General features: G+C 37.1%; 21 protein-coding genes. 5 read left to right on the forward strand and 16 right to left on the reverse strand.

From position 1 onward, the window contains the following. Nucleotide 1: 1 nt before the first annotated feature. Entirely contained in the window at nt 2-916 is a 915-nt protein-coding gene (locus AB3I72_RS04775) for a Gfo/Idh/MocA family protein (RefSeq protein WP_368023629.1), read from the reverse strand. A 206-nt stretch (nt 917-1122) separates the two neighbouring features. Here AB3I72_RS04775 and AB3I72_RS04780 point away from each other — a divergent pair, with 206 nt between their 5' ends. The 3 genes from AB3I72_RS04780 to AB3I72_RS04790 all read left to right on the forward strand — a co-directional run bounded on the left by AB3I72_RS04780 (nt 1123) and on the right by AB3I72_RS04790 (nt 3156). After that, complete coding sequence (locus AB3I72_RS04780) at nt 1123-1878, forward strand: exodeoxyribonuclease III (protein ID WP_113792699.1); 756 nt, start codon at nt 1123-1125, stop codon at nt 1876-1878. 33 nt (nt 1879-1911) lie between these two features. Then, nucleotides 1912-2445, forward strand: coding sequence for a 3'-5' exonuclease (locus AB3I72_RS04785; protein ID WP_010713133.1), 534 nt, complete (start codon nt 1912-1914; stop codon nt 2443-2445). A 120-nt stretch (nt 2446-2565) separates the two neighbouring features. Beyond that, nucleotides 2566-3156, forward strand: a complete 591-nt coding sequence (locus AB3I72_RS04790) for a hypothetical protein (protein ID WP_241708798.1) — start codon at nt 2566-2568, stop codon at nt 3154-3156. 99 nt (nt 3157-3255) lie between these two features. On the opposite strand, the gene AB3I72_RS04795 is transcribed toward AB3I72_RS04790, so the two are convergent. From AB3I72_RS04795 to AB3I72_RS04860, 14 genes are all read right to left on the reverse strand, one after another. After that, nucleotides 3256-4938, reverse strand: a complete 1683-nt coding sequence (locus tag AB3I72_RS04795; RefSeq protein WP_010827704.1) for an FAD-dependent oxidoreductase — start codon at nt 4936-4938, stop codon at nt 3256-3258. A 96-nt stretch (nt 4939-5034) separates the two neighbouring features. Beyond that, complete coding sequence (gene ahpC / locus AB3I72_RS04800; protein WP_002367212.1) at nt 5035-5598, reverse strand: alkyl hydroperoxide reductase subunit C; 564 nt, start codon at nt 5596-5598, stop codon at nt 5035-5037. A 240-nt stretch (nt 5599-5838) separates the two neighbouring features. Next, nucleotides 5839-6528, reverse strand: coding sequence for an O-methyltransferase (locus AB3I72_RS04805; RefSeq protein ID WP_002381418.1), 690 nt, complete (start codon nt 6526-6528; stop codon nt 5839-5841). A gap of 613 nt (nt 6529-7141) precedes the next feature. Beyond that, nucleotides 7142-8146: a lipoate--protein ligase gene (locus AB3I72_RS04810; RefSeq protein ID WP_002356394.1), complete on the reverse strand. Its 1005-nt coding sequence runs from the start codon at nt 8144-8146 to the stop codon at nt 7142-7144. Between the two features lie 32 nt (nt 8147-8178). Next, nucleotides 8179-8919 carry an MBL fold metallo-hydrolase gene (locus AB3I72_RS04815; protein ID WP_002356393.1) on the reverse strand — a complete coding sequence of 247 codons (741 nt, stop codon included), beginning with the start codon at nt 8917-8919 and terminating at the stop codon, nt 8179-8181. Nucleotides 8920-9064: 145 nt separating this feature from the next. Further along, nucleotides 9065-9856 carry a DUF975 family protein gene (locus tag AB3I72_RS04820; protein ID WP_002381417.1) on the reverse strand — a complete coding sequence of 264 codons (792 nt, stop codon included), beginning with the start codon at nt 9854-9856 and terminating at the stop codon, nt 9065-9067. A gap of 20 nt (nt 9857-9876) precedes the next feature. Next, nucleotides 9877-10959, reverse strand: a complete 1083-nt coding sequence (locus AB3I72_RS04825) for a M42 family metallopeptidase (RefSeq protein ID WP_368023630.1) — start codon at nt 10957-10959, stop codon at nt 9877-9879. A gap of 212 nt (nt 10960-11171) precedes the next feature. Continuing rightward, nucleotides 11172-12446: a D-alanyl-lipoteichoic acid biosynthesis protein DltD gene (gene dltD, locus AB3I72_RS04830; protein ID WP_002356390.1), complete on the reverse strand. Its 1275-nt coding sequence runs from the start codon at nt 12444-12446 to the stop codon at nt 11172-11174. Continuing rightward, on the reverse strand, nt 12446-12682 hold the full coding sequence (gene dltC / locus AB3I72_RS04835; RefSeq protein WP_002356389.1) for a D-alanine--poly(phosphoribitol) ligase subunit DltC: 237 nt from the start codon (nt 12680-12682) through the stop codon (nt 12446-12448). The genes dltD and dltC overlap by 1 nt, the downstream gene beginning before the upstream one ends. 32 nt (nt 12683-12714) lie before the next feature. Next, nucleotides 12715-13920 carry a D-alanyl-lipoteichoic acid biosynthesis protein DltB gene (dltB, locus tag AB3I72_RS04840; RefSeq protein WP_002382500.1) on the reverse strand — a complete coding sequence of 402 codons (1206 nt, stop codon included), beginning with the start codon at nt 13918-13920 and terminating at the stop codon, nt 12715-12717. Beyond that, a complete protein-coding gene (gene dltA, locus AB3I72_RS04845) occupies nt 13917-15437 on the reverse strand; it encodes a D-alanine--poly(phosphoribitol) ligase subunit DltA (RefSeq protein ID WP_368023631.1) in 1521 nt (506 codons plus the stop codon). The genes dltB and dltA overlap by 4 nt, the downstream gene beginning before the upstream one ends. Before the next feature lie 14 nt (nt 15438-15451). Beyond that, nucleotides 15452-15601, reverse strand: a complete 150-nt coding sequence (locus tag AB3I72_RS04850) for a teichoic acid D-Ala incorporation-associated protein DltX (protein ID WP_002356384.1) — start codon at nt 15599-15601, stop codon at nt 15452-15454. A 203-nt stretch (nt 15602-15804) separates the two neighbouring features. Then, entirely contained in the window at nt 15805-17901 is a 2097-nt protein-coding gene (locus tag AB3I72_RS04855; RefSeq protein ID WP_104806587.1) for an ABC transporter permease, read from the reverse strand. Beyond that, nucleotides 17891-18658 (reverse strand): ABC transporter ATP-binding protein, encoded by a 768-nt coding sequence (locus AB3I72_RS04860; protein ID WP_002356382.1) that lies wholly within the window; start codon nt 18656-18658, stop codon nt 17891-17893. Before AB3I72_RS04860 ends, AB3I72_RS04855 begins: the two co-directional genes overlap by 11 nt. A gap of 405 nt (nt 18659-19063) precedes the next feature. On the opposite strand from AB3I72_RS04860, the gene nrdD reads away from it, so the two are divergent. Continuing rightward, entirely contained in the window at nt 19064-21247 is a 2184-nt protein-coding gene (gene nrdD / locus AB3I72_RS04865) for an anaerobic ribonucleoside-triphosphate reductase (RefSeq protein ID WP_368023632.1), read from the forward strand. A gap of 32 nt (nt 21248-21279) precedes the next feature. After that, nucleotides 21280-21876, forward strand: a complete 597-nt coding sequence (nrdG, locus tag AB3I72_RS04870) for an anaerobic ribonucleoside-triphosphate reductase activating protein (RefSeq protein ID WP_002356379.1) — start codon at nt 21280-21282, stop codon at nt 21874-21876. A 44-nt stretch (nt 21877-21920) separates the two neighbouring features. Here nrdG and dinB read toward each other — a convergent pair whose 3' ends face one another. After that, nucleotides 21921-23036 (reverse strand): DNA polymerase IV, encoded by a 1116-nt coding sequence (gene dinB, locus AB3I72_RS04875; RefSeq protein ID WP_023894966.1) that lies wholly within the window; start codon nt 23034-23036, stop codon nt 21921-21923. Between the last annotated feature and the right edge of the window lie 22 nt (nt 23037-23058).

Raw genomic sequence — 23058 nt, forward strand, 5'->3', positions numbered from 1 at the left:
TTTAAAGAACATGCCGTTGTTGTTGGCGTAGCATTTCTTCACATAACGCATGACTTTCATAGACTTTTTCTTGTTTTAACTCTTGCTCTTGCGGTTTTTTAATGGCCTGGATGAAAGCAGTAACCATTTGGTAAAAACCTCTTTTTTCCAATGTTGGCGTCCAATCTCCCATCTCTTTTACTTGGCATTCTTCTTCTGTTTGGATGGTCAAATGCGTTAAATTTTCCAAGCGATAAGTACCTGTGAGGCTGGTGACTTCAAAAGTTTCAGTATTGGCCCCAGAGTGTAAATCCATGGAACAAACAATCGTTGTCTGTTCGGTTTCTAATTGTAAAATTGCTCGTTTTAAATAACCGTTTTCTTCCACTAATTTTGACTGCACCACGTGGAGCGGTCCTTCCGCTAAATAAACTGCGGTATCAACGACATGTAAAAATAAATCATACATCATAAAACTTGTTTCTCTCGTTGTATTGATGCGGTTCTTTTTAATAAAAATAGTTTGTTTTTCAGGAATATTTTTCAATACTTCCGTATAAGGGGCAAAACGACGATTGAAACCAACCATCAGACACAGATTTTTTGCTGCTGCCAATGCTTGTAATTCTTTGACTTCAGCAAGCTCTTCACTTAAAGGTTTGTCCACAAAGACGTGAATACCAGCCTGTAATAATTGGCGAACGACTGCACCATGCACTTTTGTGGCTACATGGACAAAGCAAGCATCAATCTTTGCTTCAATCAATTCTTCTATGGTCCCAACGGTTTCTGTAAAGCCATACTGATCAGCGATTTTTTGTCGTGTTTCTGGGTTTCTAGTTGCTAACACAAACTCTGCCAAATGGCGGCATTCACTATAAGTTGGCAAATACGCTTTTTGTGCAATATTTCCTAAACCAATGACTCCAATTTTCATTCGTTTGTCCTCATTTCTGCTCTTTTTACTATTTTATCATAGACTACTTCTTTCCAAAAATCAGTCATTTTCTCTTTTTCTTTTCAAGTATTTAAAACTTCTTTAAAAAGTATTAGAATAGAAGAAAGCACCAAGCGACCTTTTCTTTGGTTCTGGTTTGCACTGAAACGAGCAAAAGCGTTTCTTATTTGAAAGGAGTTTCAACAATGAAATGTATTTCTTGGAATGTCAACGGCTTACGAGCGGTTGTTAAAAAGAATTTTATGGATGTTTTTAATGAATTAGATGCAGATTTTTTCTGTTTACAAGAAACAAAATTACAAGCTGGGCAAATTGATTTAGAACTTCCTGGCTATCATCAGTATTGGAATTACGCCGAAAAAAAAGGCTATTCTGGCACAGCAATTTTCGCTAAAGAAGAAGCGTTAAGTGTTCGCTATGGCTTAGGTATCGAGGCTCACGATCAAGAAGGCCGCGTGATCACTTTAGAATATCCAGAATTTTTCATAGTCACTTGCTACACACCAAACTCACAAGCTGAACTAAAGCGTTTAGCTTATCGAATGACATGGGAAGATGCTTTTCGTGCCTATTTAAACGAATTAAATCAAGAAAAACCCGTAATTCTTTGCGGTGATTTAAACGTAGCTCATCAAAATATTGATTTAAAAAATTGGAAAACCAATCAAAAAAATGCGGGGTTCACGCCTGAAGAACGGCAAAAATTTACTGATTTATTAGACAGTGGTTTCACTGATACATTCCGTTATTTTTATCCAGAAGCTGAGGGCATCTACTCATGGTGGAGTTATCGCTTTAATGCACGAAAAAATAACGCAGGTTGGCGGATTGACTATTTCGTTGTGTCAGAATCCTTGAATGAGCGTTTAGTCAGTGCTAAAATCCATACAGATATTCTTGGTAGTGATCATTGTCCAGTGGAAGTTGTACTTGATTTTTAAGTGTTACTCAACGCGTTGAAAGGAGTTTTTTTAATGAACTTTTACGCTTTTGACTTTGAAACAGCTAGTTATGATAAACATAGTGCCTGTTCCATTGCAATTGTTAAAGTAGAAAATAGTCGGATTGTGGATGAATTTTACACGTTAATCAAACCAGAAACACCTTTTTTCTGGCGAAATACGCAAATTCACGGCATTCATGAATCAGATGTTGCCAATGCGCCCAAATTCCCTGAAGTATGGCAACAAATTCAGCATTGTTTTCAGCCAAATCGGTTAGTGGTCGCTCACAACGCAAGTTTTGATTGTAGCGTTTTGGCTGGCTGTTTAGATTACTATGGCTTAGAACAACCTAATTACCTTTCTTTATGTACTGTCAAAACGAGTCGCAAACTGTTTCCTGAATTTCCTAATCATAAATTAAATACCGTTTGTGAAAACCTCAATATCACTTTAAATAATCATCATGATGCTTTAGAAGATAGCCGTGCTTGTGCCGAAATTCTTTTACAGCAAGAACAACGATTTGGGGTTGAACCTTTAAAAAAATTAGTATTGGTGAAATAATCCAGTTCTTGTTTCCAGCGAAGGCGTTATCTCTTTCATTGGCTAGTTGGCTGGAGATAACGTCTTTTCTTTTACATAACTTTTCCGCTAAAACAAAAATTTTTCAGAAAGGACGCGATGATGTATTCGATTCTTTACTTATTCACAGACTCTCTCAAAAATGCGTGGCGCTCAAAAAACCAATTTAGTACGTTGATTCTTATCTTTATTATTAGTTTTCTGACTTTTTCTGCTCTATTATTGACTTTGTTGTTTTCTCGATGGCTTTCACAAATGATTCTTCTTGATAATTATGCAGTGATTCCTCCCTTGAAAATTTTCAGAGGTTTGGCTGGAATCAGCACTGGAACACTCTTTTTCTTCCTGATTAGTTATATTTGCCGAGCTTTCTTCCTAACTTTTTTAGAGCAAAAAAACGACTTACTGATCTTAGCTCTTTTAGGTACGACAAAATTACAAATTTTAATTAGCTATGCCTTACAACCCCTCTATTATTTGATTTTTATTTTGCCTTTAGCCGCTTTTCTAGCTAATAAGCTCATTCAACAGTTTATCCATGATTTTTTCAGCGAGGTGCCTGGTTTAATGCATATCGATAGCTACATGCAAGGTATCTTTTTACCACTAACAGGAAGCCTATTGTTCATTTGCTGTTGTGTCTTTTTAATTCTTTTTAGGAAACTCAATCGCTTAATCAAAAAAGGTACTTGACTAACTATGCGAAAAAAGTGAGAAATACATCATCTCGACGTATTTCTCACTTTTTTGAATGACTTAGGTCTTTAGGCTATTTACTTTTTTCCGCCTCTTTTAAGCCAAGGCTTCAATAATTTCGGTCATTGTTTTTGAACCAAAAATCATTTGTTCGCCATCAATCAGCATTGCTGGAACGCTCATAATTTTCTTTTCTTTTTTCAACTCTGGAAATAGACTAATGTCCACCATTTCTGCTTCAACATGAGGATTAATTGATGCAATCCGTTGGCAAGCGGCCACGACATCGGGACAGAAATGACATGTTAGTGAAACAAAGATTTCTATTTTTCTTTTTGGCAATGCAAGTATGTTCTTTTGCAGACTTGCTTCTAACGGCTGTCCCTCGCTGCCGACATTATAAACTGCCAAAACCAACGAGTTTACTTCATGGCCACTAGGAATACCACTAAATTTAATTCCTGTATAGTTTCCTGCCGCATCTAAGAGCACAACGCTAGGCATTTTTTCAATCCCATACAGCAATTCTTTGGCTGGCTCAGTATCTTTCAAAATCGTTTCTAAAGTAATCTTCTGATCCAGACTTGCAAATTCTGTTAAGAATGACTGAAGTTCCAATGATTTTTCATCACTTGCATCCAAAAACTGAAGCAATGTCACTTTTTTGGTTAGTTTAGCGAAAATACCGCTTAATTGTTGGCGCATACTTTCTGGGAACCACTGATGCTTACCAGTAACTTTCGCTGGCTGTTTTTCTTTTGATTGCTGACTGTTTGTTTCAGGGGCAGATTGATTAGCTAATCGTTCAGTCATTCGCTTCGTTACAATCGGTTGGCCCGCCTGTGTTTTTTGTTCTGTCACGTAACGTTGCGCATGAGTGGCGGCAATTGCACCGTCTGCAACCGCCGTCACAATTTGACGTAATTCTTTTATTCGTAAATCTCCTGCTGCATAAACGCCAGGAATATTGGTTTCCATATTCTCAGTTGTTGGCACATACCCACGGTCTAAAGCAATTTTCCCTTCAAAAATTTCTGTACTTGGTTTATTTCCAGCAAAAACAAACAGACCAAATGTACTGTCTTTTGGCGCTTCATAAACCGTTTCTTCTCCCGTCTGGTTATTGACAAACACAGCTTTTCGGACAAAATCATCTCCCGTAATTTCTTTCACTTCTGTGTTATAAACAATCTTAATTTTCGGGTGATTTTTAGCCGCCTCCGCAGTTAATTTTGCACATGTAAAATCGGGTTCTCGGATAATCATCGTTACTGATTTACCGTAACGTGTCAAATAAACGGCCTCTTCCGCTGCTGCATAACCGCCACCAATCACAAAAATATCTAGGCCTTGGAAAAACTCCCCATCACAAGTAGAACAATAGGCCACGCCGCGTCCTGTAAATTCACTTTCACCAGGGAAACCAATTTTACGAGCAGAGGCCCCTGTCGCAATCAATACTGCATATGCTTGGTAGGTTTGACTCGCCGATTGAACAGTTTTTATCGTTTGACTAAAATCAACATCAATAATCTCGTCTTTTGTAAAAGCTACACCGAAGTCTTGTGCTTGAATGCGCATTTCTTCCATTAGTTCTGGACCTGTTGTGTGACGAATCGCTGGATAGTTCACAATTTCAGAAGTCGTCGTTACCTGTCCGCCAATTTTGTCTTTTTCAATAATTAAGGTATCCATCATTGCGCGACCTGCATAGATACCTGCAGATAAAGCAGCTGAGCCGCCACCAATAATAATCAAATCGTAGATTTCTTCTGTCACTTGCTTCTCCTCTTTCTTCTGTGTTTCAGAAAAAGAGCTGAACAAAACATTTTCTCTGTTTTATCCAACTCTTTGACCTCTATTTACAAAGCGAATTTAAATTTTACCAACTAAATCTAAGCTTGGCGCAATTGTTTCTTCTCCTGGTTGCCAATTGGCTGGACAAACTTTATCACCATGTTCTGCTACAAATTGAGAAGCTTCTAATTTACGAACAAGTTCTTCAGCATTACGACCAATACCCATGTCGTTGATTTCATAAGATTTGATGTCACCTTCTGGACTCACAATAAATGAAGCACGGTAAGCCATTCCAGAAGCTTCATCTAAAACGCCAAAGAAACGAGCAAGTTGACCGTTGGGATCGGCTAACATTGGATATTTAATTTTTCCAATCGTTTCTGTAGCGTCAGCCCATGCTTTATGCACATAATGACTATCTTCTGAAACAGAGTAAACCTCACAATTTAATTCCTGTAAATGCGCATAATGCTCTTGCATATCCCCTAATTCCGTAGGACACACGAAAGAAAAATCAGCTGGATAAAAGAAGAAAATACTCCATTTTCCTAAAATATCTTCTGTTGATACTCGTGTAAATTCACCATCGTGATAGGCATCACATTCAAAGTCAAAAAGTTTTTGATTAATTAAATTCATTGTCGTTCCTCCTCTGTTTTTTTACTCTTTAAGGATAACAGTTTATAATTATTCCGTCAATAGAATAATTATAAACAAACAAGGTTTTATTAACACATAATACTGTCCTATTGAGAATTTTGTGATTATCATTCTCAATTAGAAATAGTGAGATAACTTTTTAAATAACATAAAAAAGAAAGCGAATCATTAAAAGAACTTGCTTTTTAATGATTCGCTTTCTTTTTGTGAAGACATTCTTTAACTATCTAAAATAATCGTTTCTTTCTCTTTGGTAATTAAAATAACTCCATCACCAAGAGGAACTAAAGTAGAAGTTAAATCAGGATGCGCCATGACTACATCTAAAAATTGGTTTAATTTACGATGAATCGCTCGATTTTTTTTCGGTACTTCCTCAGCAGGGTCTAAAATTGTCCCAGCTTGAAATACATCATCCACCATTAAAACACCGCCAACTGGCAGCAACCGTAAACATTCAGGTAAAAATTCAATGTATTTTGATTTGGCACTATCCATAAAAATAAAGTCATAAGGTCCTTCCAACGTTGGTAGAATCTCAGCTGCTTGTCCTTCTAAAAGAGTGACCTTTTCTTCTAAGTCTAGGCGTTGGTAGGTTTTCTTCGCTTTTTTTATCATTACGTCAAAACGATCAATCGTGGTCACGTGACCATCTTCACCAACAAATTGGGCCATCAAGCTTGAAGAAAAACCAATTGCTGCCCCGATTTCTAAAATATTTTTAGGCTTTAGTTGTCCTAGCAAAAATTGTAGAAAAACTACTGTTTCGTGCGGAATAATCGGCACCCCTGCTTCATTGGCTTCCGCCTCTACTGCACCTAATTCTCCGGGAAGTTTCTTTTGTTTTGTACGCATATACTCAACCAATTCTGGTTTAACGACTGGTCGATGCATCATTTCGTTTCTCATCACTTTCGCTCCTTTTCGTCCCTTTATTATACGAATTCCTTGTTCCTCTGTAAAGGATTGAAATAGGATTCTTAGTATTTGTTTGAAAATAACCTACACATTCTTAACTTCCTAGCTAAGTGCGGATTACTTTTTGTAAGCACATTTTTTCTTTGTTTCCGCTATTTTTTATTAAGTTTTAATTAGAAAACGTCAAAAAGTAGCCTTCAAGAACATACTTATTGATTTTTTCTCGTTATTTCTTATAAAAATACTTCTACATATGTTAATATTTTCCCTTAAATCACTCTCAATTCTTGCTATTTCAAGCCCCAAAACAAGCCTATAACCTTGCTAAAATAAGAAACGTCAAATTTTACTACTTTGTCTGTAAAAATTTGGTATCACAAAAGAAAGGAAATCTTGTATACTCTTTACAGATAGTGATTTATAGTGAAGCACATAACCAAATTCCCGGACTTGACTTGGTTCAAGTACATATGCAGGCGAGCTATTTGATAGTTCCCTGATAAAAATCGTTTCGACGATTTTGCACATAGTACTACCTTTCTAAAAGCTAAAAATTATTTTTTAGCTAGAAAAAAGACAACCGTTTGAAACGGCTGTCTTTTTTTTAATAAATTAACCCAAGCAAATCTTCTTTTTCGATATTGCCAAAGTATTTTTTAACGTCAATTTGATCAATGGCTTCTTCTAAAGAAGCTTTATCATATTTCACGCCGGTTAAAATATCTTCAACATCTTTAATTTCACCAAGCCCAAAGAAGTCCCCAAAGATTTTAATTTCTTGAATGGCACCATCCGCCACATTCATTTTCATTTCAATTGAACCAATTGGGAAACGATGGCGACGTTCTAAGTTAAATGCAGGTGATTTACCATAATTCCAATCCCAATTGCGATAGTATTGCTCTGAAATTTTGTTAATAGCCGCCCAGTCTTGATCAGTTAATTCATACGTTTTAACTTGGTCGATCGAATCTACGCCGAAAATTTTCAAAAGAATTTCTTGGCGGAATTCTTCCGTTGTCATCTCTTGTTTATCTTCAGATAAAAATGGTTTAATGTTTGTTACCCGTGAACGAACAGACTTGATACCTTTAGATTCGATTTTATCTTTCCGTACTTTCAATGTATTTACAACTTCATCAATATCACTATCAAACATTAAGGTTCCATGTGCAAACATGCGGCCGTTGGTAGCGTACATCGCATTTCCTGAAAACTTCATATCATTAATCACTAGGTCATTGCGCCCTTTTAATTCGGCACCTTCAACGCCTAAGTCGTGCAATGCTTGAATAATTGGTTGGGTAACTTTCGCAAAATCACGGAAAGAGTTGCCGTCATCTGGCATAATAAAACTAAAATTCAAATTACCATGATCATGATAAACGGCGCCGCCGCCACTTAAGCGACGAACAACATGAATGCCGTGCTCATCTACATATTCTTTGTTAATTTCTTCAATTGTATTTTGGTTACGGCCAATAATGATTGACGGCTCGTTAATGTAAAATAAAAGGATGGGCTCATCTAAAGGCATTTCTGTTAACAAATATGTTTCAATTGCTAAATTCACTCGTGGGTCATTATTTTCATTCGGTACAAAAATCACAATCGGTTCTCTCCCTTGGTATAGTTACTTTTTTAAATCTCAACTGTTAAATCTGGTTGGGCTAATGTCACTGGAATTTCCGTTCCAGCATAGTTTTGCGCTTCTTCACGTAGTTGTTCCAATGACCCATGTTGTGGTAAATGGGTCAACATCAATTGTTTGACTTGTGCGGCTTTGGCAATTTCACCCGCTTCTCTTGATGTAAAATGTGCATGATGTCGTTCATTACCTTCAAATAAGTACGTATCCGCTAAGAATAAATCCGCGTCTTTTGCAAAGTCTTCAAAACTTGCTAAGTAACCAGAGTCTCCTGTAAAGACAAAGACTTTGCCGGTCGCTTTTTCAACAATCCGCATCGCGTAACAAGTGACAGGATGAATCGTTTCCATGAAAGTAATTAAAAATGGTCCTACTGCCAACTCTTCTGCTTCAAAATACTCTTTCCCTTCGGAAACGTTAGGAAGCGTTAGTTCTTTGAAATGCATTTGATCTTGTGTATGGCCATATATTGGCAAAATAGGAGTCGGTTCCAGCGTTGGATAAAGCTGACGATAATATTGTAAAACGCCTAAATCTGCGATATGGTCATGATGATAATGCGACAGAATGACAGCATCTAATTTCAATGGATCTAGATAGTTTTCTAAACGCACTAATGTTGTACTGCCTGCATCAATAAGCAAATGAAAGCCTTCAGATTCTAACAAATAGGAACTCGTTCCTTCTCCTTTGTATGGATAAGCACCTAAACAGCCTAAGACAGTCAATTTCATGTGTGGACAACCTCCTTCAATACGATACTTCCATGTTACCATAAAATAACGGAAAAACGAGGTTAAAACGCTTAAATTTTCACAAAAAGACCAAAGAAAAAACCTGAATCCTTTGTCGAGATAACAAAGGATTCAAGCTTCTTTTTTATTCTTCGGCTAAACCTTTTTCTTCTAAGGCAGTTTGATAAAAACTAGCTAACGCTACATGGTTATAAGGAATCACCCATAATAGACCGATACCAATAGCTAAAAAGCCCACAATATACCAACCAATAAAAGAAAATTGTAAACATAAATATTGCCAAAAACGATTTTTCATTAAATATAACGCCTGTTTCAACGCCATCATAATTGGCAGTTCTGGATTATCAAAACGTAGCCACACAGCAAATTGAAAGACGCCACTCACAAACAAACCAATTAAAAAGATCAAGATAGTGGCAACGCCAAACGCTAGGAAAAAGGAAAAATCATTTAAGAAAAAGGTTTGGATTTCCTCTGGTGTAACTGTACTAAACATCAATTTGAAATACAAGGTTGTCCCTGCACCAAATAAAATTGGTAACAAAAATAACAAACCAATTACACGTTCAAGTACTTTTTGAAGTAGGTTGACCACGAATAGCGGACCATAATATTTTCCTTGAAAAACACTCATTAAAATATTGACCCGCACCTTTTCACCACGCAACACCTTCAAGGCTGCGTAATATAGCGCATAACTTAACGCGAATAAAACAAAAATTTGCAGTAATACTGCGGCAAAACTACTTTGAAAAACTTGATTTTCACCAGAAAATAAATTTTGCACAATCGATGTTAAGAAGCTCTGTAAAACCACTCCTAAGAAAGTTAACCAAGCCATGATCCCCCATTGCCCATCAAGGGCTCTGCGAGCATTGGCACGATGTTGCGAATTTGTTACTAAACTTTTCATTCATTCCATCCTTTCTGAAACTAATAACTAGTCAATTTAGCGACTGTTTCTTTATCTAGACGTTTCACCACTTCTGTGACTAATTTGACTGTGTTGAAATAATCATCTTCATGAATAACTGAGGTATGTGAATGCAGATATCTAACAGGCACCGTGATGGCTAATGATGGAATCCCGTTGCGCGTTAAATGCATGCGGCCAGCATCCGTACCTCCCCCTGTAATCACTGTATATTGGAAGGGAATGTTATTTTCTTCCGCCACTTGAATAACAAAATCACGTAATTTTTTATGCGGAATCATTGATGCATCATAAATCAAAATTTGTGGCCCTTCACCTAAAACAGAGTCGGCTTCTTTAGGTGTCATTCCTGGTGTGTCACCAGCTGTTCCTGTGTCTAAAGCAAACGCTATGTCTGGATTCACAAGATGCGTACTTGTTTGCGCACCGCGTAGCCCGACTTCTTCTTGCACATCACTGCCTGCAAATAAAATATTGGGGTGCCCTTCTGTCGCTAAATTTTCTAAAACTTTTAATGAAACGGCCGTACCAATTCGGTTATCCCACGCTTTTGCCAATAAAAATTTTGTATCATTCATGCGACGATAGTCAATATATGGTGTCACCATATCCCCTGGATGAATCCCCCATTCTGCAACTTGTTGATCGCTACTTGCACCAATATCAATAAACATATCTGCAATCTCATAGGGTTTGTTACGAACTTCCGCTGTTAACACATGTGGTGGTTTAGACCCAATGACACCATGGTAAAACTTACCAGTCGTGGTTTTAATCTGAACTTGTTGGGCCAACATCACTTGCCCCCACCAACCGCCAACGGTTTGAAATTTTAAAAAGCCTTTTTCTGTGATTTGGGTAACCATGAAACCGACTTCATCCATATGCCCAGAAATGTAGACTTTTGGTCCTTCTTTATCACCAACATTTTTTGCAATAATACTGCCAAGGCCATCATATAAAAATTTATCCGCATACGGTGCTGCATACTTTTTAAATAACGAACGTACTTCGTCTTCATTCCCAGCAATCCCTTTAGCACTTGTTAAATCAATTAACATTTTTTCTTCTTTTGCATCCATAAAAATAACTCCCCTCAAAAACCAATTTTATCCATTATACCACGAACTAAAAAAATACTTACAAAAAATAAATTGAGCACCGTTCTCCACTAAAAGTAAACGAAAAAACAGCCTGCACGCTCGTTATTCAACGGCAGGTACAGGCTATTTTCATTGTTACGAAGCGCTTCTAGTCCGCTTCAAATAATTGGTACTTAATCCATCTTGCCTTCTTAAAATTGAGGTAAGACCAATGGATTTTGTTGTTGCCAATCTGTCTGATAAAAACGATCATCAATTTGATACGCTAACTTTTTAGACGCAGGTTGTTTCATAAATTCATCTACTTGACGATCAACAGCGAGCCAACCACGCCAACCTAAATGAATCGTGTCCGCCATAAAGTAACGTTCATTACTACATGTTGAGAAGTCAGCAATGTTAGTAAAGCCTTGCTCTTGAAGTTGATATTTCAGCTTGCGTGCTACTTGTTGCAACATATCTTGTGACAAGCCCGTATAGTCCGACCAACGTTTGTTAACAGGTGGGATTACAAATAAAACATCGACATTTTTTTCTGCTAACTGTTCTAACGCAGCTTGGAAATCACCATATTCTGGAGAAAAACGATAATCCCATTTCTTTTGTGAATGAGCTAATTTCGGTAAAACTGGTTTAATCCGTTGGCGATAAAAACCGTTACTAATTTCAAATTTATTATTATTAATGGCTTTTGCCGCAATTTTTCCAGCTAGCTGATCTAATTCATTAAAATTATACGTAGCGGGTAATTGTTTCATATCTTTTTCAACAATTGGTTCTCTGCTAACCATGCCAATTTGGCTAAACAATTCATCCTCACGATTCAAGAAACGGAGATTCATTATAAAATAATCTCGTTGAGAGCGTTGGGGAAGTTGCCCTGCCTGCAGATTTGCCAAAGTTTCCATTAAGACTTTGTCTTTTTGAACAACTGGAAATTTGGTCAAACGTTGTGCTAGATATTGGTCACCGCTGGTTAATTCGGTTAAATTAGCTAACCATTGGTAGGTTTGTAATTGTGAATAGTGTGCACCAAAACTATCATTAGGTACACCCTTTTTGACAAACCATTGCGGAGATAAAATAAAGACCGCTTTTTTATTGGCGATCGCATCGCCCATCGAATGAATGACCATCGCTTGGGTTAATGACTGTGTGCCCGCTTCTCCTAGTAAAAACGGTCGGTAGTTCCGTTGATACTTTTCAGAGAGCACACTAGGGTGGAAAGCACTAAATCGACTTAATTCAGAAGAGCCAAAAAAAGGAACATATTTACCAGAAGCCACTGCTTTGTTTTTAATCACATTGCCTTTTAAAACGTTCGGTGCCATTGACGTTGATGCTTCCTTCAACGTTTTTTCGGAAGTTAAATTGATTCTGAACGGTGCAAAAAAGAACACTGCAACCAAGACCGCTGAACAAAGCACTGGACCTAAGATTCTAATTAGTCGTTTTTTTCTAGACATTATTGTAAAGCTTCCACTTGTTGAATGATTTGTTTTGGTGTTCCCCATACTTCACGGTCAAAGTCTGATACAGGAACTTGGATTCCTAATTGTCCTTCAATTTCTACTAATAATTGAACCGTTGCTAAAGAGTCCAATAATCCTTCTTCAAATAATTGAATATCTTGATTGTTCACAACTTCGTCTGTTCCTGTAATATCTTCTAAAATGTTTAATACTGTTTCTTGAATGTTCATTGTAAATTGCCCCTTTATATTTTTATTTTTGTTTATTTAAACCATAGTTTGTCTAAAAATCCTGAGAAAATCAGGAAGCTGACACAAACCGCTTGGAAAGTTAAAAAGACTGCAAATGCATGTGTAAATTTGTTTGATGGTATCTTGTCTTTATGTTTTTTCTTAAAACGTAGCCAAGCATCTGTCACACAAATTAGTGTTGCATGGTAGAGCCCATAAGCGATGTAGAACCACGTTAATCCATGCCAAATGCCCATGATTAAGAACAACGCAAAGTAACCAATATTAGAAGTCACAATCCGACTCTTAAAGACTTTCTTTTTCATTAAGAAAAACATTAAGCGCATGTAAATGTAATCACGGAACCAAAAAGATAAGGTCATGTGCCAACGATTCCAGAATTCTTTAATATTCCAACTTAGGAACGGTTTGTTAAAGTTCATTGGTGTATCATAGCCCATTAAATAACTTGTGCCAACGGCCAGTAAACTATAGCCTGCGAAATCAAAGAATAGATACAAACTGTAATTATACATATAGCCGACTGTCCACCAAGATAAACCACCTTGTGCCAAGGCCATTTTTTCCACATGTGGTAAAAAGACACCACCAAGATAATGACTGATAATAAACTTATATAAAAATCCTAGAAATAAATAAAAAATTCCTTTTTCTAAAAAGTCTAAATATTTCTCCGCACTCGGCGGGTTTTTCAAATCTTTTTCAAAGCGCCGATAACGATCGATAGGTCCTGAAGAAATAGTCGGGAAAAACAAGAGAAACTGAATGTAACGGAACGGATGATATTCTTTCATTACACCATCCCGTAAATCCATGACCACTTGGACCGCTTTAAAGGTTAAATAAGAAATCCCTAAAAAGCCAAGTAAGGTTGTTTTGCCTGTCATGAAGGGAGAAACTTTCACCCAAACAAGCGGTAATATAGCTAAAAAGACAGCCAGATAAAAGACCCAACCCGCATTTTTATTTTTTCGATAAGCCGCATAGCCCCACGTTAGTAACGTTTGATAAATAACATATACAATCAGAGCGACTCCTTGTTGCCAAAATTCGCCACCAAAACTGATATATAGAAAGACCAATGTCACGAGTGTTTGGTACCAAGGCCAACGTGTCCCTTTAATGGCTAAGGTTAAAATCATTGGCAACAGAGCCGCAATTAGCAGAACGAAGTAATACGGTGCATTATAGGGAATCATATGAGGAAAATTCATCATGTGGCATTCACCTCATTCATCAACCCTTTCCGATCAATTTTGCCATTACTTGTCAAAGGTAATTGTTCAACATATACAAATTTTTGTGGAATCATGTAGTCCATTGTCAACGTGGCTAATTCTTGTTTAATTGCCTTAGTTAATTGAAAATCACTTGAAAATTCATGCGCTTGCGGAACGACATAGGCAATTAATTGTTGGACTTTATTTCCTTGATATTTCGGCACAACGACTGCTTGTTTCACGTAGGAAACATTCGTTAAGTGATGATCCACTTCTTCTAACTCAATGCGGTAGCCATGCAATTTAATTTGAAAATCTAAGCGTCCCTCATACTGCAATAGGTTATCGACTAACTTTCCAGCATCGCCTGTGCGATAAGCTGGTACGCCATCTAATTGGAAAAAAGCTTCAGCTGTTTTCACAGGATTATTTAGATAGCCTTTGGAAACACTTGGTCCAGCAATGACGATTTCACCAATTTCACCTGTAGGTAATTTTGACATGCCTTCCATAATATAAATTTGCGTATCCTCTTTCACATACCCGATTGGTAAACGTTGGACACTTTTTAAAACTTCTTGAGTGATTTCAATGGCACTAATCGCTACAGTCGCTTCTGTCGGCCCGTACGTATTATAAATATGCGCAGTTGGGAAACGAGCGGCTAATTTCTCAGCCGTTGGTTTTGGTAATTCTTCTCCACAGAATAAAAACGTGCGCAGTGCTGGTAGATGTTCACCATCGAAGCTTGGTTCCATTAGACACAATTCAATAAAGGACGGTGTTGAAACCCAGACGTCGATTGTTAATTGTGGCAAACGCGTAAATAATTGTTTAAAATCGTTAATGATTTCATTGGGTAACGGAGTTAATGAGCCGCCTAACGCCAATGCGGGATAAATAGACATCACCGATAAATCAAACGAATAAGGTGCCTGTGCTAAAAAGCGGGCCCCTTCTTCTAAACCAAAATCTTGCAACAACCAATTCGTAAAGCTAACTAAATTATCATGGCTGATTTGCACACCCTTTGGTACGCCAGTTGTCCCTGAAGTGAAAATGATATAGTAATTACTTGCTCCTGTGACAGGCGTCAACGCAGGCGCATGTCGAGGTGCATGCATCATCATTTCTGTTAATTCTTCCGCCGTAATTACTGGCACTTCGGTGGCTAACTCAGGCCATTCATGCACAGCAATCACTGCGGTTGGTTTGGCTACGTTTAGAATTAGTTCAATGCGTTCTTTTGGTGTATGTGCATCAATGGGGATATAGCTAAAACCAGCTTTCGATGCGCCTAGAAAACTCACAATCATTTCAAAATCTAATTCTCCGTATACGACAATCGCTGACTTGTCCGTTTTCAGCTCAGCTAAATAAGCGGCTAGATTGTCTGACTTTTCTTTTAACTCTCCATACGTAGAGACTTTTTCTTCGGTTAAATAAACAGGACGTTGGGGTTCTTTACGTGCCCATTCATCAATCGTTTGAATCATATTAATTACTTTTTCCATGTATAGCCGCCTCCTTAAAACTCGTTATAAATGAAGGTTCCTCCATTGATATTCTTGTAATGATAAAGATAAATTAATGCAATGACAATGAAAGAATAAAATAACGTTTTACCGATGAATTTAAGACTTTCGTTATTGAGAATTTTCTGAAAAGTTGTTTTCATTATCATTCACCTCCTAAGGTTAATCGCTATCCATTATTTTATGCTATATTTCAGCAAAGTCCATTGAAATTTCTTACAATTTAATAAAAAAACTAACAATTTCGTCACTTCTTAAATTTTCATGATTTTCATAAACGGAACTCTCATAATTTTTTCGCATAAAGAAACTGTAAAAACCGCTTCACAACGGCTTTTACAGTTTTTTAAAAATGGATGTGTCGAATCATCCGCGCATAAATGGCAGACGTTAAAATATAAAAAATTAGATAAACAATTATTAAGATTCCACAAGAAAGATATACTAACAAATATCCTGGACTCTTAATAAATTGGCTTAACAAATAAATAGCGAAGGTGGTATGCAAAATCCCAATGACCATCGGCGGAAAGAAAATCAAACTATTCTGTCGATAAATTTGCTTAGTTATCGCTTTACTAGAAACACCCATCCTTTTTAAAGTCACGTAATCTTGACGCTCACTTACAGCGGAAAACAGTTGTCGTAACATCAAAATACTGCCCGTAATAAACAACGCTAAAATCGCCACAAACATGGAGACATATAAAGTCAAGCCGTTAATTTTTCGTTCATAGCGTAAAGAGGCGTAGCGATCATTCATATTTAGTCGCCAAGTTTCGGTGACATCATCTTGCGTATTCTTTGCCTCTTCGTTAGGCATTTGTTTGGCAAAACCACTTAACTGCTGGTTGTTTTTTTCATACTTATACAAAATTGGCGTTTGCCATTCTGTGGCAATCTGTTTATTTACGGCTTCATAAAGTTTTTCACGGCTTTTCGTGTCAACATTTACGGCGTTAATCTGATATTGAATGGAATTTTTTGTCACTTTCTGATAAAGGGCATCGGAAACGACAATCGTTGGTAAGGAATATTGCAGTAAAAAATTGCCTAAATAGTTTGGCAGCACTTGTTGCAGTTGTGCCGTCTCTCCTTCAACAAATTGCAGTTTCGCGCCATAACGAGACATACCACTTAAGATATTGGTAAAGCTATCCATATAGATTACACTTTGGTCATTTTTTAAATGTAAATCATTCAAATAAGGATTAATTTTTTGATAGTTGCGATAATTGGAGAAGGATAAAACATTAACTGCTTCAATCGTTTCTTGTTCCTCTTGCGCTTGACCAATTCGCAAGGTACGTTCAATTCCAGTAATTTTATAAGAAAGTGTCACTTCATTTTTTATTTTGGTGTCTTTCGCTTCATCAAGAACTTTCTTCAATTTAGGATAGCTTTCCTGTGAAACTAAAAAGTCCACGGGGCCATCACTGTTGACCGTGTGCATACTAATCGTATACACAAAAACCATCACGCCGATCCCACTCAAGGCTGTCGCAATTAACAAGGTCAAACCAGTGAGTGTTTTGCTACTTTTAAATAAGTAGCGTTTGGCATTGCCTAAAGTAATCATGCGTAAATCTTGGTAATACCATTTTTTTCTATGATTAAATAAGCGAATGATAAAATACATAGTATAACGGAAAAATAAATAAGTTCCCACCACACATAGACCCAAAATGATAAAAGGTGTCAACGTAATAATCATTGGAATCGAGATATTCAATGAATCATTTAATTGTTTATACACAATACCTGTCGCTAAATTACGAAAATCAAACGCGATAAAATAACCGGCCAGTAAACAAATAGGACCTAAAATACCTAGAAACTGCCGCCGTTTCGTTAAACGACTATAATTAATTTGACCAATTTTTTCTTGGTGCATAAGCTGCGACAATGGATAACGATAAATCATCCAAATACTTCTTAAGCAGACAATCAGAATCATAAATGCAAAAGCTACACCGGTTTCAATAACGGAACGCCAAGAAATATAGAAGAAACTGGGCACTTCTAAAAACATAACTTTGGCTAAAATCATTGAAAACAACTTGGTGAAAATCACTCCTAAAATAATCCCATTAATTAGTGAAACAAAGCCTAAAACTAAATTTTCCACTAAAAAAATTAGTGAAACTTGGCTCTTTCTCAAGCCAATTAATCGATACAATCCAATTTCTTGGCTACGTTTTCCTATAAAAAAACGATTTGCTGCCAACATAAAGCCCAAAATAATAATGGTGACTAAGGTACTACCAAGTCCTAAAGATCGCTTAATTTCGATATCACGGCCTGCACCTGCGACAAGAGGCTGGTTGTAAGCAATCGCACGGAAACAATAATAAACGACCGCTGCAAAAGTCATACTAATGTAATAAACCAGATAATTAGGTACATGAGCTTTTAAATTTTTTAATGATAGTTTAAAAATCATTTGCGCGCCCGCCTCCACCAATCGTTGCTTGCATATCTATCACACGATTAAAAAATTCCTTACGTGATCCTTGACGAACAACTTCTGAGAAAATCGCACCGTCTTTAATGAACAAGATGCGATTGCAAAAACTGGCCGTGTACGGGTCATGTGTCACCATCAAAATTGTGGCATCATCATGTAGATTAATTTCAGCTAAATATTTCAACAATTCTGTTGCTGATTTTGAATCCAGCGAGCCAGTTGGTTCATCTGCAAAAATAATTTTAGGGTTCGTAATCAAAGCACGAGCAGCTGCTACCCGTTGTTTTTGTCCCACAGATATCTCTGGTGGATAAGCAGATAAAAGCTCCTGAATCCCCAAAATCGAAGTCACATGTAACAAACGTTTATCCATTTCTTCTAATGAAACTTTTTCTACAGCTAAAGGCAACAGAATATTGTCCTTCACATTTAACGTATCAATTAAGTTAAACGATTGAAAAATAAACCCCATTTCGTTTCTTCGAAAATCACTTAATTGATTATCTCGCATTTTTAAAATATCTTGTCCGGCGATGCGCACGATCCCTGCGGTCGGCAAAATAATCGAGGATAAGACATTCAACAGTGTCGATTTCCCAGCACCGCTGGGACCCATAATCCCCACAAATTCGCCTTCATCAACGGTAAACGAAATATTATCTAATACTTCTGTTTTATTATTTAAACGACCATATGTCTTGCTGACATGGTTTACTTCTACAATTTTTTTCATTTTTCTCGCTCCAACGTTTTGTTATTACTCTTATTTTACCAAGAAAAAATCTGAATGAACATCGTTTTATCTTACAATATCGTTCGGTAGTCAAAGAATAATTGGCATTTCGTGAATAAATCTGCAAACAATTATTATTTAATAATTGTTATTTTTTAGTGTTGCTTTTAGCAATTTGGCAAAAAACTCTTTGCTGTTTTTTAATTTTGACAAAGAATTTTTTTCACGCAAAAAAATTTGCTCAATCCTTTTCTTCATTTGTTTTCATATTTTTTCAAAACAGCACAAGCACAATATATAGTGTTTGTCTAGTGATATTTTACTAAAAATACGCAATATATCGATTGAATTTAGCCGACCTTTGTATTAGGATAGTTACTAACGAGATATAAGGAGCTGGATAAAATGATGAAGATTACTGATGAAAAAGCCGAGGATGTTAATCTCTCAACAATTAAAGTCGTCAAACGAGATGGTCGTTTAGTGACTTTCGATGATCAAAAAATATACGACGCTTTGATCAAAGCTGAACAAAAAATACATGACCAAGTCACTCCTTTGACACATCAAAAAGTCCAATCGATTGTTGCCGATGTCAATCGAGAAATTGCCGAACGTTTTACCAATAACGTAAAAATTTATGAAATTCAAAATATTGTGGAACATACTCTGCTATCCAACAACGAATATGCCTTAGCCGAAGAATACATTCATTACAGAACCCAACGTGATTTTGAGCGTAGTAAAGCAACTGATATTAATGTATCTATCGGCAAATTAATTAATAAAGATCAGACTGTCGTGAACGAAAATGCCAACAAAGACAGTGACGTTTTTAATACGCAACGTGATCTAACCGCTGGGATTGTTGGCAAATCAATTGGTTTAAAGATGTTGCCTTTACACGTGGCTAATGCCCATCAAAAAGGCGACATTCATTACCACGATTTAGATTATCATCCATATACGCCCATGACAAACTGCTGTTTAATTGATTTTAAAGGCATGCTAAACAATGGCTTTAAAATTGGGAACGCTGATGTCGAATCACCAAAATCAATTCAAACGGCCACTGCACAAATTTCTCAAATTATTGCCAATGTAGCTTCCAGTCAGTATGGTGGTTGCTCTGCCGATCGGATTGATGAATTATTAGCGCCTTTTGCGGAACGTAATTATGAAAAACATTTAGCAGATGCGCAAGAATGGATTGAAGGAGAAGAACGCCAAAAAGCATTCGCTCAGAAGAAAACGAAAAAAGATATTTTTGATGCCATGCAAAGTCTTGAGTATGAAATTAATACTTTATTTACTTCCAATGGACAAACCCCTTTTACTTCTCTGGGATTTGGTTTAGGTACCAACTGGTTTGAGCGAGAAATTCAACGGGCGATTTTACAAATCCGAATTAATGGCTTAGGGATTGAAAAACGAACAGCTATTTTCCCAAAACTGATTTTCACAATTAAACGAGGCGTTAATGCGCAACCTACTGATCCAAACTACGATATTAAACAGCTGGCACTGGAATGCGCAACGAAACGCATGTATCCTGATGTTTTAAACTATGATAAAATCGTTGAACTAACAGGTAGTTTTAAGGTACCAATGGGCTGTCGTTCCTTTTTACAAGGCTGGAAAGACGAACAAGGTGAAGAAGTAAATGTTGGCCGAATGAATTTAGGCGTTGTGACCTTGAACTTACCAAGAATCGCTTTAGAAGCGCAAGGAAGTCAAGAAAAGTTCTGGCAAATTTTAAATGAACGTTTAGCGATCGTTAAAGATGCTTTGGTTTATCGGGTTGAACGTGTTAAAGAAGCTAAACCAGCGAATGCACCGATTTTATACATGTATGGTGCATTTGGAAAACGTTTAGCTACACAGGATGCCGTAGATGAACTGTTTAAAAACAAGCGTGCCACGGTTTCACTTGGCTATATTGGCTTGTATGAAGTGGCTTCTGCCTTTTACGGCGGTGCTTGGGAGGACAATCAAGAGGCCAAAAACTTTACACTGGATATTTTAAAAGAACTGAAAAAAAATGCCGACAACTGGGGCAACGAATACGGCTATCATTTTAGTGTCTACTCTACACCGAGCGAAAGCTTGACTGACCGTTTTTGCCGTTTAGATACTGAAAAATTTGGCATCGTCGAAAATATTACAGATAAAGAATATTACACAAATAGTTTCCATTATGATGTACGCAAAAATCCAACGCCTTTTGAAAAACTTGATTTTGAAAAGGATTATCCAAAATACTGTTCTGGTGGTTTTATCCACTACTGTGAATACCCCATGTTACAGCAAAATCCCAAAGCACTTGAAGCTGTCTGGGATTACGCTTATGACAAAGTTGGCTATTTAGGAACCAATACGCCAATTGATCATTGTTATGCCTGTGGTTTTGAAGGGGACTTCCATCCAACTGAACGTGGCTTTGAATGTCCAGAATGTGGCAATCATGATCCTAAGACTTGTGATGTCGTTAAACGGACTTGTGGTTATTTAGGTAACCCGCAAGCTCGCCCAATGGTACACGGTCGTCACAAAGAAATTTCCTCTCGTGTGAAACATTTAAAAAATTAAACTCGATTATTCTATAGAAAGAAGTTTTGCTGATGCGTAATCCAAAACCACAAGAATGGAAAACCGAAGACTACAGCCAAAAAAAGATTGCCGATTACAAAGCGTTCAACTTTGTTGATGGCGAAGGTGTACGCAATAGTTTATATGTGAGTGGCTGTCTCTTTGCTTGTGAAGGTTGTTTTAACAAAGCTGTCCAAAATTTCAATTACGGTACGCCGTTTACAGAATCTTTAATGAATCAAATTATTGAAGATTTGTCCCATGACTATGTCCAAGGTTTGACTCTTTTGGGTGGTGAACCCTTTCTGAATACAGATGTTTGTCTTAGTGTAGTCAAACGTGTCCGGGAAACATTTGGCTCAGCCAAAGATATCTGGTCTTGGTCAGGGTATACCTTTGAAGAACTACTTTTAGAAACGCCTGATAAGCTTGAACTACTCCATTCAATTGACATTTTAGTTGATGGGCGCTTTGAACTGGCAAAACGTAATTTAAATTTACAATTTCGTGGCAGTAGTAATCAACGGATTATTGATGTACCCAAATCACTTGCTGCTGGCAAAGCTGTTATTTGGGAAAAATGTCATGACGCCGAAACGTCTTATGAACAAATCAAAAAATCAATTTAAAAAAGTTAGCCCTTTAGCCATCTCTTGAGGATGTGTCTAAAGGGCTAACTTTTTTCCCATAAAGGTAAAACAATGTTTTCATACGCTAGTGGATCTAAATTCGTTAAAGTAATGCCTAATAAACGGATTCCTTGTTCTAAACCTAAAATATCTTCCCAAATTAAATTCGCTTGATAGAAAAGTTCTTCTTTTTTAGAAATATATTCAGGTAATGTCACACGTTTCGTAATCGTCGTATAGTCAGTATAACGAACTTTTAGGACTACTGTTTTGCCATGTTTTTGCACTCGTTGCAACGCACGCTCAACCCCTGCTGCTAATTGTCTCAATTGAGCCGTAACTTGCTCTTCCGTCGTTAAAGGGGTGCCGTAAGTATGTTCCTTGCCTACCGACTTACGGTCTCTAGTCACTTGAACTGGCGCATCATGGATACCGCGGACTTTACGATACAATGAATAACCCATTTTACCGAATAACCGAATCAACGTCATCTCATCTTGCTTGTATAAATCTGCTCCAGTAAAAATCCCTAGTTCATGCATTTTAGGCACTGTTTTTTTGCCGATTCCGTGGAAATCTTCAATCGGTAATGCTTTCAAAAAATCTTCGGCCTCTTCTGGTAAGACAACCGTCAGGCCCTTTGGTTTCTGGAAATCTGATGCTAACTTGGCTAAAAACTTATTGTAACTAACACCTGCCGAGCAAGTTAACTGCAATTCATGCCAAATATCATATTGGATCATTTTCGCAATTTTAATAGCCGACTTACTGTTGACCTTATTTTCAGTTACATCTAAATACGCTTCGTCAATAGATACTGGTTCAATCACATCTGTATAGCGGCGAAAAATTTCACGGATTTCTTGAGAAATTTCACTATATTTCTGATAATTACCTGGCTTAAAAATAGCACTTGGACATAGTTCATACGCCTTTTGAGCACTCATAGCCGAGTGAATACCGTACTGTCGAGCAATATAATTCGCTGTGGTCACCACTCCTTTGCCCCCAGTATCACTTGGATGGCGCGCAATAACTAACGGATGTCCTACTAACTCTGGATGATCTCGTTCTTCAACTGAAGCAAAAAACGCGTCCATATCTATATGTATAATTTTTCTCGACGTATCTTTTTTTAAGGGAAAACGTAATTCGCTCATCATTTTGATTCGCCTCCTCCCT

It is taken from the genome of Enterococcus sp. GC34 (assembly GCF_040886645.1).
GTDB lineage: Bacteria > Bacillota > Bacilli > Lactobacillales > Enterococcaceae > Enterococcus > Enterococcus faecalis.